Genomic DNA, 13,689 nt, shown 5'->3' with positions numbered 1-13,689 from the left:
CGCGTCCGTGAAAAATCAGCTCAAAGCCGCTCTGGTATCACAGGCAGTACCACATACGAAGGGCACGAGCGGTTCGAATAAAGGGTATTGTGGGCAATCAGTATTCCTCCCGCTTGGCCTTCCGCCGCCCCGGTATTCGGATTAGTGTCAAATTTCGGGAAATTACTACTGGAAACATCTATCCTTATACGATGCCCAACTTGAAACAGGTTACTGACCGGGAATGCCTCGATCTGTATCAAGTAAATTTCATGAGGTACCAGCAAAGTCGGCGCTTCCCAAGAATGCCGGTAGCGAGTTCTCAGTATCCCATCAGTCAATATCATCTCGTAGCCATTCGGATAGTCTTGATTTGGCGGATAAACGTCGATGAGCTTAATCGTGAAATCGGTATCGAGGCAATCCGAAGAAATCCACAGATGCGCGCTGACTGGGCCAGTGAGTTCTACGGCATGGCGCAATACGGTCGTTTGAAATACCAAGACATCACTGCGTTGCGCCAGCGGCGCATACGGTGCCATAGCACCGAACACCGCAGGTCCGGTGCGCTGATCATACGCGCCGCCAAACATGAATGGCTCTGAAGACGTGACTGCGCCACCGATGGTCGGTACCGGATTAGCAGGATCGTATACGTAACGACGCTGTCCCTGCTCGGCAAACGGTGCGTGCGCAGACAAGCCACCATCAGCTTGCAGATAGTACTTGGACCACACCGTATCGGGCAAAGGCCAATCAGATTCATCACGCCAGCGACCGCCATGCTGCATGCGTCCAGCAGTATTTTTTTTACCGCAGCCACCACCCATGACAAAAATTTTGACCTTAGCCAGCAGAACTTCACCGCAATACCTGGCCTTCAGATGTTGATCAAACCAATCCAGACGCATTTCCATAAAATTTTTCTTCATGCAATAATCCAGGCTCGCGCATTCCCCGAACTCCACATCGCCGGCATGGGTGTGAGAGCGGTCACCATGTCGCCACGGCCCCAATATCAGATGCAGTGGCCGAGCAGGAAAACGACGCGACAAAGCAGAAAAATTTTCGGCCGCCGACCTTGAGTAGGGATCAAACCACGACGACATGAAAATGATTGCCGCAGCAGGGAATTGTTCGTAGTAAGCTTGCGCACATAATCCGATTTGCTTCCAATATGCATCGAAATTACCATGTTCCCATTGCTCAAAAAAATATTTTTCGTACTCCGGCACCGAGCTCAGCGGCGAATACCCGCGTCGCCACTGATGCAATTGCGTCAAGCACTCGCGCATAGGCGCGACGCGCAAATCGTGCGCCTCACCAGAAGAAATTGACCGTGCCGTTTCATTAATACGATTGAAGGCCCACATCGCTTGCTTCAACTCAAACGCACCGCCCTGCCGAATACCACCTTGAAACGCATTGGAAAAACCACCCGAGTCCCATAACATGGCGACCACGCCGGGCGCACCGGCACTGGCAAGCGCAGCTTGAGTATGCGCCGCATACGATAAGCCCTTGGTTGCTATCCGACCGTTGCTCCAAGCTTGGCGAACAATCCACTCACACATATCAAAGCCATCCTGTCCTTCATTGACATATTTAATGAATTTCCCGCCCGACCGGTAGGTACCACGACAATCCTGATAGATCACAATGTAGCCGCGCCGGACAAAAAATAAGGCCAGCTCAGCGCGACTTACAGCGCGCTCTCGGGTACACGACACTTCGCTACGACTGGGCGCATTTTTATTATAAGGAGTGCGTTCCAAAATGACTGGAAATCGTCCGACTACCCTCCGCTTCTGGCAAGCCGGAAAATAGATATCACAGGCCAACTCGACGCCATCACGCATGGCGACCAAGACATCGCGTTGTATATACATAGTATGAAAAACTGTTTCGGATGATACATTCATAGGTAATAGACCATCTGCATCGTTAATCAGCAAAAAATTCAAAGAAGTAATGAGACCGACTCAATACACGATGCGCAGACCAGCACCGAACGCGGCGGTGTCATCGGCACCGCCGGGAGCACCATTGAGAATGCCGGGACTATACATATTTGATGCTGTCATCGTTGACGCAGTTGCATATAGCGTAGTCCGCTTGGATAAATAGTACTCACCGCCGACAATGATTTGGGCCAAAGTCCCAGTATCGTTAGCACCAACAAAATCGTAACGCGATTGTATGTAACTGGCTTTCAACTTCCCTTTATTGCCAATCAAATAGTCGAGTCCGACATCGACGATAGCGATATGTCGGTTATTGCTACCACCGGCGGTAAAAGCCCCCGAGCCAGCGGTACTTTTAAATGTTTTGACAAAATCAGGTGCTGCGGGCCCTGCATCAACAATTAAACCTTGAATAACTCTTGAGTAGGTGCCGCGTACGCTGAGCTTGTCCCATTTATAGCGTGCCCCTGCGATCCAAGTTTTAATGCAGACATCACCGGGTCGACCGATATCAACGCTGTGGCAACCGGCACCACTACTGGCACCTTGATCGCTACTGCTGTTAGCAGTCTGCGTGACGTTACCTTTGCGAGACTGCCAGTAAGCGGCCCCAATGGCAAATGGCCCGTCAGCGTAATTGCCCCCCAATCCCAGAGATTGCCCAATTGTGTTGGAACCGACCGACTCGCCGAATCCGTAAGTGATGTTCGCACGAAAGCCGTGCATGGTCGGGGTGCTGTAATACACCATATTGTTTGCTCGGTTACCACCTATCCTGTCGAGATTATTTCCATGCACGGCTGTGATAAAGGTGCCGAAAGGAGTGATGCTGGAATATTGCGAGGCAATTTCATCAGAAAAATCTTTACGCCGTCCCAACTGTAAGTCGCCATGGTCGCCAACGAGACCAAGCACCGAACGTCGACCAAAAATTGCGCCACCCTGCCCAGAAGTGCCGGTGTCAAGGTTGAGTCCACCTTCCAACACAAACAAGGCTTTCAAGTTGCCACCGAGGGATTCAGAACCACGAAAACCAAAACGTGACGCTTGCAACAACCCAGAATGAATCACCGCACGTCCACCGTGCGCAGTCGGCGCATCCGCCGTCGGTGCCGCTACCGCTGTCGTATAGGCGAGACCACTATCAAGAATGCCATACACGTCTACCTTGGATTGTGCGACGACTAAATCAGCGACACTTCCTAAGCATGCCAGTGCAATCAATTGCTTTTTCATACAATGCCTCCGTTATCAGATAAAAATCACCTTTAAAAAATAATTTCACTCAAATATTGAAACGACGTCTCATTTAAAGAATCAATATTAGAAATTGAAAGTTCAATCGTCAAGATTCTTTTTATCAACATTTCAAAAAGAAGCACGAATTTTTTTAAACTATAAAAGATATAATGATCACCGCATCTTATTTCAGAAATAAAATTTATTAATCATTAAAATCAATTACTTAAATATTTTTGAAGCAAAGAAATTTATCTTATATTAAAAATCAATTACTTATAAATATCTTTGTAGAGATTGAATAATTTTTAAAATTTACTTGCCATAGCATTTTATTTTGGACTATATTAAAAACAAATCTGCCAATCGTATCATCTGTCGATACGATCAATTATGATCACTCGTTGATAAAATGGAGAAACTATGTCGGCGAATCTGAGAAAAAAAATGGCGCGTTTTCTAAGCGCAATCTGCCTGGTTTTTTTGTCACTTACCAACCATGCGGCAGATCTGCACATCGGTTACAAAACCGAAGTCACGTCTGCTGATCCCCATGTTTTGTTTGGAAATAATCGTAATATTTGGGGGCACGTCTATGAGACGCTGGTATTTCAGAATGCCACCCTACAAGCCACACCAGGACTCGCTACCGGTTGGCGATCCATCGATGCGCATACTTGGGCATTCGACATACGTCCCAACGTTCGATTTCACAACGGCGCGTTATTGTCGGCCGAGGATGTCAAATATTCGCTCGAGCGCGCTATGCAACTCAAGGGTGCGCGCACCTTCCGCAACTATCTCAAAGACATCAGCGCAGTCACCGTAAGCGGCCCTTTGCGTATAGAAATCAAGACAGTCAGGCCAGCCCCGACCTTGCCAGACAATATAGGTTTGATCGCCATCATGCTGCGTTCAAACAAGCCACTCTCAGAAGAGGACTTCGCCTCAGGAAAGTCGGCGACAGGCACAGGCCCATACAAATTTCGTGAATGGAAACATGGTCAACAAATCAGTTTTGAAAAAAATACTGACTATTGGGGAGCACACGAGCCTTGGACTCAAGTGACATTCCATTTTTTGCCGAAGGATGCGGCGCGCGCAGCAGCATTGCTGTCAGGCTCGGTCGACCTCATCGATTCCGCTTCGAGCACCATGGCGGGAATTTTTAAAAATACAGACAAAATCGATACCACCTCCACGACCTCTTATATGCTGCAGTACCTGCGACTCGATCTGACCCGCGACGACTCGCCGTATATCAAATCGGCAGATCAACACGTATTGAAGAAAAATCCATTGCTCGACCAAAGAGTACGGCAAGCGATGTGCCTCGCTATCGACCGGCCAGGCTTGGTCAAAATGATTATGAAAGGCGATGCTGAAGCCGCATCACAGTTAGTGCCAGAAAAATTTTTCGGTTTCAACGGCAGTTTAACGGTCCCCGCGCATGACACGACCACAGCGCGCGCACTGCTCCGCGCTGCCGGCTATCCACGTGGCTTTCAAATCAGCTTACACTGTTCGAATGACCGCTATCTGAATGATGCAAAGCTCTGTGAAGCCATCGGACAGTTATTGACACAAATAGGGATCAAAACGGAAGTTCGCACCCTCCCCTTCGCCGTCTTTGCCACTCGCTCGATTAACGGCGGCACCGGCGGCACGCCGGAATTCAGCTTGTCGATGATAGGCCAAGGCGCCGTCACAGGCGATGCATTGCCATCCTTGACAACGCTAGCGCACAGCATGGATCGCGCACGCGGCTATGGTGCCAACAATATTACCGGCTACAGCAACAATGAACTCGACGAACTCATTGAACAAGCATCTCTGACAATGGACAATGATCAACGTGCCGCCACCGTCCAGCGCGCCGCACGCCTGCTGTATGACGATGTCGGAGTCATTCCATTATTATTTCCCAAATCAATTTGGGCCTATAAAAAAGAACTCCATTTCACACCTCGCAGTGATGGCTTCACCTATGCCATGAATGTGCGTGTGAGCGAAAAAAAATAGGGGATCCTCATGGTCGACATGCTCCTCAAACGCGTGGCACAAAGCGGTGCTGTTTTGCTTTTCATGTCGCTACTGGCATTTGCCGGAATTCATCTCATCGGCGATCCGATTTATATTCTGGTCAATCCGAATGCGACAGCCGATGAAATCGCTGCAGCCAGCCGACATTTGGGATTGGATCTTCCGGTCTACCAACAGTATTGGCACTTTGCTTGGAACGCCCTGCACGGCGACTTGGGAACCTCATTTGTATTCAACCGGCCGGTTCTGGCATTGGTGGCCGAGCGTATACCGGCGACGCTGGAACTGGCCTTCTGTGCACTACTGCTGGCCATTGGTATTGGCATTCCGCTAGGTTTGATTGCAGGTTTACGGCCAAACGGTGGTCTGCACAAAGTCATCATGGCCGGGTCTGTACTGGGAATCACGATGCCAAGCTTTTGGATGGGATTGCTGTTCATCTTGCTATTTTCAGTCCAACTCGGCTGGTTGCCCTCAGGTGGCAGAGGGCCCACTGTTGATATACTTGGCCTCGACTTGAGCATCACAACTTGGAACGGGGTGCGTCATCTACTATTACCGGCTCTGACTCTGGCGCTATTTAAAATCGCTTTGGTAATCCGGCTCACCGAGGCGGGAACACGCGAAGTCAGTTCACAGGAATTCATTAAATTCGCTCGCGCCAAAGGTGTGAGTGGCGCACGCTTGATGTTCCGTCACATTGCCCCGAATGTAATGATACCGATCATCACCGTACTGGGACTAGAATTTGGTCATTTGATCGCATTTTCACTGGTGACGGAATCAATCTTTGCCTGGCCAGGAATGGGGAAACTGATCATCGATTCGATACTCCATCTTGATCGCCCAGTTGTCGTCGCTTATTTGATGCTCACTCTACTCATTATCATTTCGATTAATTTATGCGTCGATTTTTTGTATCTACTGATTGATCCAAGACTCAGATCAAAATTAAATTGACCGACGCTATCGAGATTCACTTTATCCAAGGGGATTTGCATGCCTACACTCGACGATACTGCTTCAGCTTGCCATGGCCCTACAGCGCCAACACAAGGAATGGACACACTCCCCCCCACTCCCACCAAGTCGCGCCTGCTCAAATCATTTTTTTCCAGTAAAACTGCCCGCATGGCGTCTGCATTGCTATTTCTTTTGGTATTGAGTTCCTTGGCAGCAGGGTGGCTCTCACCGCAAAACCCCTACGACCTCGCGCAAGTATCATTTGCCGATGCCGAGCAAGCTCCCGGCGCAATGAGCCACGATGGTAAGTTATTTTTCCTACTCGGCACAGATGGTGCCGGGCGCGATTTGTTCAGCGCCATCCTGTATGGCTTGAGAATCAGCCTGTTCATCGGCATCAGCAGCGCATTGACTGCGCTGCTCATCGGTACAGCCATAGGACTGGCGGCGGCGTACTTCGGTGGGAAATTCGATGCCTTCATCATGCGTATTGTCGATTTCCAGTTGAGTATCCCAGCCATTTTAGTGGCGTTAATATTACTCGCAGCACTAGGCCAAGGTATAGACAAAACCTTGATCGCTTTAATACTGGTGCAATGGGCTTATTTCGCTCGCCATGTCAGAGCCAGTGCCAGCGTCGAACGACGCAAAGAGTACATCGAAGCGGCCATGAGTCAGGCACTGCCTGCAAGAACGATTATGTTTCGCCATATTTTACCAAACTGCGCAGGCTCCTTGATAGTTACTGCGACACTACAAATGGCGCATGCGATTTCACTTGAAGCGACCATGAGCTTTTTAGGCTTAGGACTACCGCAAACGGAGCCCTCGCTTGGCTTGCTGATCGCAAACGGATTTGACTATCTACTCTCCAATCAATACTGGATCAGTGTGTTTCCCGGCATCGCACTCATGCTACTGATAGGAACGATCAATTTGCTTGGTGACCGTTTGCGCATCGTTGTCAACCCCAAAACAGAATAGTGAAAACAATCATGGTAACTTTACTGAAGGTAGTGGAACTGCAGACGCAATTCAACACGCCGGCCGGAACAGGTATAGCTGTCAATCAAGTTTCCTTTTCGCTGGACGCTGGAAAAATTCTCGGCATAGTCGGCGAATCAGGATCGGGGAAGTCGGTACTGGCCTACTCCTTACTGAACTTGGTCGATCCGCCCGGGAAAGTCAGCGGCGGCCGCATTGAATTCAAAGGCGAATTACTCAGCCATACCTCTGAAAAACGCTGGAATGCCGTTCGAGGTGATCGTATCAGCATGATCTTCCAAGATCCAATGATGTGCCTCAACCCCATCATGAAAATTGGCGAACAGTTAGTTGAAACCCTCAGAATTCATAAAAAAATCAGTCGCAGCGAGGCAGAAAAAATCGCCTGCCACAGCTTGGAACGAGTCGGAATTGCAGCCTGCGCCGCGCGCATGCACTCCTATCCGCATGAGCTTTCAGGGGGTATGCGTCAACGCATCGCCATCGCCAATGCCATCATCAATCAACCCGACTTGATCATCGCCGACGAACCGACCACGGCATTGGATGTCACCATTCAAGCCCAAATTTTATACGAAATGAAAGCACTGATAAAAACAAACAATATGGCTATGTTATGGATTACACACGATATCAGCGTTGTCAAAGATTTGGCGGATGAGCTTTGCGTCATGTATGCCGGATGCATCATAGAACAAGGTCCGACCGAACAAGTCATCCGCGACCCCAGGCACCCTTATACCAAGGGCTTGATCGACGCACTTCCTCAACGCAGCAAACGTGGATCACGGCTACACGCTATTGCGGGAAGTACTCCGTCCCTATTCAATTTGCCCAGTGGTTGCGTGTTTAAGCAGCGCTGTGAGCGACGCAGTACGCAGTGCGATACAAGGCCGGATGCAAGCAGATTCGAATCGCGCATGTTTCACTGCTTCCACCCCTTGGAGAAGAAATGATCCCCTTACTACAGGTAGAAAATTTAGAGAAAAAATTTATCAATGAAATAACTGGAGCACAACGCATCAGGAATTTTTTTTATGCGAACAAAATACCAGCACGCATCCTGCATGCGCTCTCCGACGTGTCGTTAACATTGGCAAGCGGTGAGGTGCTTGGTGTAGTCGGCGAGTCAGGCTGCGGAAAGTCGACCTTGGGACGCATCATTGCTGGCATTTTACCCGCGTCAAACGGCTCCGTATACTTTAATGGACAGCCAGTGCATGCGCACGCCGCGTCCCATCACTTGAACGTGCAGATGGTCTTTCAAAACCCTTATGCCTCATTAAACCCACGCATGCGCATTGATCACAGCATAGGCGACGCCGCGATTTACCACAAAATTATTGACAAGTCCGAGGCCGAAGCGTACACGTCCGAGCTACTACAACAAGTAGGCTTGGAGCACGCATATTTACGCCGTTATCCGCATCAACTTTCCGGGGGACAAAGGCAGCGAATTGCGATTGCTCGCGCCCTCGCTCTTAAGCCGAAATTAATTGTCTGCGATGAGGCTGTGTCGGCGCTGGACGTCTCGGTACAAGCGCAAGTCTTGAATTTACTCATGGATTTGCGCGAAAGAAATAATCTTAGCTATTTATTTATCAGCCACAACCTCGCTGTTGTGGAATACATGGCTGACCGTGTTGCGGTGATGTATCTTGGCCGTGTCGTGGAACTGGCGACAACCGAGACATTGTTCGATCAAGCCCAACATCCGTACACGCAAGCATTGATAGCGGATGCGCCACGAATTGACACGAAACCGATTCATCACCACCCAATTCCCGGCGAATTGCCAAGTCCGCTCGCCCCTCCTGCTGGATGCGCATTCCACCCAAGATGCCCAAAAGCGACAAAGCGCTGCAAAATTGAACGCCCTTTACTCAAAGAAACCACGCCCATGCATTTTTCCGCCTGCCACTTGAATGAAAAATTGTGCTGAACATCAATATCGGCAAAGCCGCCCGGCATCACATTCCACATCGATTTCTCGATTATAATTTCATTCTCGCTCCAGTAATCTGGCAGGCAGGAATCGGCTATGTACTGAGATGGCCGAGCTTTCCCGAGTCACAAACAGATCACTTTTACTCAATTTAGGGCAGCACATGGATTACAAAGTCGAATCAGTCAGCTGCGCCATCGGCTTATTACTTTTCGTGGCGCGCTACCCTGGTCTTGGCGTATCTGAAATTGCACGAAGGTCTGGCAATTCCAAGGCCCGCACGTTCCGCTTACTGTCCACACTGGAAGAGAGCGGGATGGTGCAACGAGATGCCGGCGTCACCTACCGACTGGGCTTCAAAACATTGTATCTGGGGGCAATAGCTAAAGAGCAGATTGATATTGCTCGTTTGGCGCAACCTGTACTTTCCACTATCATCGAAAAATGCGATGAAAATGTCCATATTCGCATTCGTGACGGCGTCGAATCTTTAATGGTCGCACAAGAAACCAGCAAACAACGGGTGCGCATTCATGAAGAACTCGGGACACGACGACCACTGCATGTCGGGGCATCGGGGAAATTATTACTAGCCTTTGCACCGGCCAACATTCAAGAAGCGGTATTGTCTGAGCGCCTGGAAAAATTTACCAACAATACTCTCGTCACGCGCAGCGCATTGGAAGCAGAGTTAGCAAAAATTAATAAATTAGCGTACAGCATTTCGTTTTCAGAACGCGCAGCCGATGTCGTGGCATTTGCCGCACCGGTACGCGACAGCTCGGGCGAAGTCGTCGCCGCGCTTGGCATCGCAGTTCCTTACAGCCGCTTCAACGAAAATAAACTGGACTTTTTTATTGACTGCGCAAAAACCGGAGCGGAAGAATTTTCCAAATTAATGGGCTTTCTTCCCTATTGAACTCGCGTGTTAGTTTAGTCCCATAGTTCGTTTCATGTATCGAGCAAACAACGGTAAGGTAAACGCCGCGTCACCATGAGTCGGACTAACAACTAGCCGGGGTTTCAAACCCTAGTCAGATTTTTGATGACTCTGGTTCTGCCACCGGACACAAGCCGACTGCTCCCTCCAGCAATGATTACTCAAGGCTCAGCAGTTCACTCTGCACATCCTTAAGCTGCGAACATAATTCTGCTATGATGGCAAGTCAACCAGCTCACCTTGAAATCGATCATGCCGCAAATTTGCCCGAAATGCCAGCACCTGCGCCAGCCCGAGGCCGATTGCCCGGACTGGCAATGCCCGGCCTGTGGCGTGGCGTATAGCAAGGCTGGCGATGCGCGAGCTGCGCTGGTGACGACGAGGCGCACGGCGCGTAAGGACAATTCGGGCAGTGCTTGGAAATGGGGTTTGGCCGGCGTGCTGATGCTTGGTCTGGCGCTGCCGATGTATTCGCTGCGGCATAAACAACAGCAGCAGAGCCAGCAGCCAGCCAGTGCCAATGGCCAGCCTTTAGTGGTTTTATATGGCACGACTTGGTGCGGCTACTGTGCCGCAGCACGCGATTTTTTCAAGGCCAACGGCATTGCTTATACTGAGCTAGATGTCGAGAACAGCACCGCCGGCTATGAGGGGCATAAAAAAGCCGGCGGCGGTGGCGTGCCCATCATTCAAATCGGTGAGACGATTATCAAGGGCTACGATGAAGCCGGTCTGCGCAATGTACTCGCGCCGTGGTTACGCCAAAGCTGAATACGGCCGGCACCTTGACTACAGGCCGGTATGCTTGGCGATATAGGCTTTCATGGTCGCGACATCGGTGCTCATGACTTCAAAACGCTGCGGCAAGCCTTCGAGGTGATCGAAACCGGGTGGGCGCAAGGCGTCACGACCCAAGGCTTCGCGTATGGTTTCATTGAACTTGGCGGGTAAGGCTGTTTCGAGCACGATCATGGTCACGCCCGGTTGCCAATGTTCGCGTGCCACCTTGATGCCGTCAGCCGTATGGGTGTCGACGGTAATGCCGTAATTTTTTTCGACGGCGCGGATGGTAGCGATGCGATCGCTGTGCACCGATTTGCCCGACTCAAAGCCGAAGCGGGCAATTTTTTTGAATTCATCGCCATCACTACCAGGCCCGCCGGATAAATCAAAGCCGCCTTCGGTCTCGACTTTTTTGAACAGTGCGGCCACGCGCGCACCATCACCATCGAGCAGGTCATAAATGAAGCGCTCGAAATTCGAGGCCTTGGAAATATCCATCGAGGGGCTGGTGGTATGCCAGGTTTCGGCCGATTTACGCACGCGGTAGATGCCGCTGCGGAAAAATTCGTCGAGCACATCGTTTTCATTGGTGGCGACCACGAGCTTGTCGATCGGCAGGCCCATCATGCGGGCGATATGACCGGCACAGATATTACCGAAATTACCGGAAGGAACGGTAAATGAGACTTTTTCTTCGTTACGCGCGGTGGCACTCAGATAGCCACGGAAGTAGTAAACCACTTGAGCCACGACGCGGGCCCAGTTGATCGAATTGACCGTACCGATTTTTTGCTGTGCCTTGTAGGCCAGATCATTCGAGACTGCCTTGACCATATCTTGGCAATCATCGAACACGCCATCGACGGCGATGTTAAAGATGTTCTCTTCCTGCAAGCTGAACATTTGTGCGGTTTGAAATGCACTCATTTTTTTATGCGGCGAAAGCATGAACACGCGTATGCCTTTCTTCCCACGCATCGCGTATTCGGCAGCGCTGCCGGTGTCGCCCGAGGTGGCACCGAAAATATTCAATTCTGCAGCGTGCTTGGCCAGGGTGTATTCAAACAAATTGCCGAGCAATTGCATGGCCATGTCTTTGAAGGCCAGCGTCGGGCCATTCGACAAGGCTTGTAACACCAAGCGCCGGCCATCTTCGGTTTGCTCCAGCAGTCGCAGCGGCGTGATGTCGGCCGCGGCTTCATCGCTGCGCGCATTGCGGTAGACCTCGGCGGTATAGGTGCGCTGCACCAGTGCCTGCAAATCGGCTGCCGGAATATCGGTGGCGAATTTACTCAACACCGCTACGGCCAAGTCGGCATACGACAGGCTGCGCCAGGCGTCGAGTTCTGCCGAACTGACTTGCGGATACGTTTGCGGCAAGTACAAACCGCCGTCAGGTGCCAAGCCACCCAGCAGAATGGCAGAAAAACTTTGTTCAGCGGCGTAGCCGCGGGTAGAAGCATAGTGCATAAGTGGGAATGAGTGAATTCACAAAATTAAATAGGGATTTTTGCCTATTATAGCAGCGCAAAACCCACGTTAATTCGGTGCCCGCCGATTTCTTTCGGTATTTCATTCGGTACACCAGCGCTCTGCCCCGGCATACACGACAAAGCCACGCTCGCGCACGAAGCCGAGCAAACTGATACCGGCACGTTCGGCTATGTTGATGGCCAGTGCAGTCGGTGCCGATACGGTGGCCAATAAGCCGATGTCGGCCCGCGCTGCTTTTTGCAGCAATTCATAGCTGGCGCGGCTACTCATGATGGCAAAACCAGGCGCGCGCGCAGGGCTGAGCGCGAGCGCGCCGATCAATTTATCGAGCGCATTGTGACGACCTACGTCTTCGCGCAAGCAGACGATGTCTCCGTTAACATCGGCCCAAGCCGCCGCGTGCATGGACCCGGTCACACCATGCAGATACTGCTGGGCACTCAAGCCTTGCCAAGCACGTGCCAGTGCCGCCTTGCTGACAGGTGCGCTGGCACTGACCTGCGGCAGCGGCACTTCAAAGCTTTGTAAGCTATCGACGCCACACAAACCGCAACCGCTGTTACCGGTCAGGGCGCGCCGCTGCTGTTTGAAGCGGGCGAAGCAGGAGGCGGCGATCTCGATGCGCAACTCAAGCGCACCGACGCTGCTGTTCGCTAGCGGCACGATGACGCTGTCGTAGATTTGAGCGCGCCGCTCGACGATCTGTTCACTCAGACTGAAACCGATGGCGAAGTCGGCCAGGTCCAGCGGGGTCGCCATCATCACTGCGTGGCTGATGCCATTGTAGACCAAGGCAATCGGCACTTCGGCGGCGACCCGTTCGCGACTGAGCGGTGCCGGCGCGGCCGTGTACGTGTGCCGCTGTAACTCAACCAGGTGGCTGGCGGCAGCGATGCGTTCTGCTGCCGTCACGAACGACACGCACACGCGGCGCGGCCGGCGGCAGTCAGGCTTAGCAGCAGTCGTTCGCCGTCGCGCTCACTCTCAACCCACCCTAAGCCCGGCTGTCCGGCAATTTCGGCACTGCCCAAATACGCCAAACAACGCAACAAGGTACTCAAACGCACGCCCAGGCGCTTACTCAAACGCAGCGCGGACAGAGGCTCTGGTTGCGCCAACAAGGCAGCCAGGATGGTCATGGCAAACACATGCATCTGGCTTTGTTCATCATCAAAAATCTGACTAGGGTTTGAAACCCCGGCCTTCAGGCCGGTGAGCGACGAAGGAGCGACGCGATGGGAGGGGATGCAAACCCCTTCCAGAGTCTTTTCCATCGTCGCTTGCGACGATCCATTAAGTTGTTCAAAAATCTGCAAGGGCATGGCGATTTCTTG

Annotated in this window: 12 protein-coding genes; 7 read left to right on the top strand and 5 right to left on the bottom strand. The window is 51.3% G+C overall.

The window, feature by feature from the left end; genetic code table 11:
• Positions 1-20 precede the first annotated feature (20 nt).
• Positions 21-1,868 carry a CocE/NonD family hydrolase gene (locus RHM61_RS14580; protein ID WP_322248025.1) on the bottom strand — a complete coding sequence of 616 codons (1,848 nt, stop codon included), beginning with the start codon at positions 1,866-1,868 and terminating at the stop codon, positions 21-23.
• Positions 1,869-1,961: 93 nt separating this feature from the next.
• Entirely contained in the window at positions 1,962-3,179 is a 1,218-nt protein-coding gene (locus tag RHM61_RS14575; protein WP_322248024.1) for a porin, read from the bottom strand.
• A gap of 426 nt (positions 3,180-3,605) precedes the next feature.
• On the opposite strand from RHM61_RS14575, the gene RHM61_RS14570 reads away from it, so the two are divergent.
• The 7 genes from RHM61_RS14570 to RHM61_RS14540 all read left to right on the top strand — a co-directional run bounded on the left by RHM61_RS14570 (position 3,606) and on the right by RHM61_RS14540 (position 10,849).
• The gene (locus tag RHM61_RS14570; RefSeq protein ID WP_322248023.1) at positions 3,606-5,204 is read left to right on the top strand and encodes an ABC transporter substrate-binding protein; all 1,599 of its coding nucleotides are present in this window, start codon (positions 3,606-3,608) and stop codon (positions 5,202-5,204) included.
• A 9-nt stretch (positions 5,205-5,213) separates the two neighbouring features.
• The gene (locus tag RHM61_RS14565; RefSeq protein WP_322248022.1) at positions 5,214-6,185 is read left to right on the top strand and encodes an ABC transporter permease; all 972 of its coding nucleotides are present in this window, start codon (positions 5,214-5,216) and stop codon (positions 6,183-6,185) included.
• A gap of 99 nt (positions 6,186-6,284) precedes the next feature.
• Positions 6,285-7,172, top strand: coding sequence for an ABC transporter permease (locus RHM61_RS14560; protein ID WP_322248021.1), 888 nt, complete (start codon positions 6,285-6,287; stop codon positions 7,170-7,172).
• A gap of 11 nt (positions 7,173-7,183) precedes the next feature.
• The gene (locus RHM61_RS14555) at positions 7,184-8,149 is read left to right on the top strand and encodes an ABC transporter ATP-binding protein (RefSeq protein ID WP_322248020.1); all 966 of its coding nucleotides are present in this window, start codon (positions 7,184-7,186) and stop codon (positions 8,147-8,149) included.
• On the top strand, positions 8,146-9,135 hold the full coding sequence (locus tag RHM61_RS14550; RefSeq protein ID WP_322248019.1) for an ABC transporter ATP-binding protein: 990 nt from the start codon (positions 8,146-8,148) through the stop codon (positions 9,133-9,135). The genes RHM61_RS14555 and RHM61_RS14550 overlap by 4 nt, the downstream gene beginning before the upstream one ends.
• A gap of 166 nt (positions 9,136-9,301) precedes the next feature.
• The gene (locus tag RHM61_RS14545; RefSeq protein WP_322248018.1) at positions 9,302-10,057 is read left to right on the top strand and encodes an IclR family transcriptional regulator; all 756 of its coding nucleotides are present in this window, start codon (positions 9,302-9,304) and stop codon (positions 10,055-10,057) included.
• A gap of 273 nt (positions 10,058-10,330) precedes the next feature.
• On the top strand, positions 10,331-10,849 hold the full coding sequence (locus tag RHM61_RS14540; protein ID WP_322248017.1) for a glutaredoxin domain-containing protein: 519 nt from the start codon (positions 10,331-10,333) through the stop codon (positions 10,847-10,849).
• 18 nt (positions 10,850-10,867) lie between these two features.
• Here the strand turns inward: RHM61_RS14540 and thrC are convergent, their stop codons facing one another.
• The 3 genes from thrC to RHM61_RS14525 form a co-directional block, all read right to left on the bottom strand.
• The gene (thrC, locus tag RHM61_RS14535; protein ID WP_322248016.1) at positions 10,868-12,331 is read right to left on the bottom strand and encodes a threonine synthase; all 1,464 of its coding nucleotides are present in this window, start codon (positions 12,329-12,331) and stop codon (positions 10,868-10,870) included.
• A 102-nt stretch (positions 12,332-12,433) separates the two neighbouring features.
• Positions 12,434-13,267: a formate dehydrogenase accessory sulfurtransferase FdhD gene (gene fdhD / locus RHM61_RS14530; RefSeq protein ID WP_322248015.1), complete on the bottom strand. Its 834-nt coding sequence runs from the start codon at positions 13,265-13,267 to the stop codon at positions 12,434-12,436.
• Complete coding sequence (locus RHM61_RS14525) at positions 13,264-13,677, bottom strand: hypothetical protein (protein WP_322248014.1); 414 nt, start codon at positions 13,675-13,677, stop codon at positions 13,264-13,266. The genes fdhD and RHM61_RS14525 overlap by 4 nt, the downstream gene beginning before the upstream one ends.
• Positions 13,678-13,689: the final 12 nt, after the last annotated feature.

The sequence above is a fragment of the Undibacterium sp. CCC3.4 genome, assembly GCF_034347425.1.
Taxonomy (GTDB): Bacteria; Pseudomonadota; Gammaproteobacteria; order Burkholderiales; family Burkholderiaceae_D; genus Undibacterium.
This window is presented reverse-complemented; position numbering and strand designations above follow the sequence as displayed.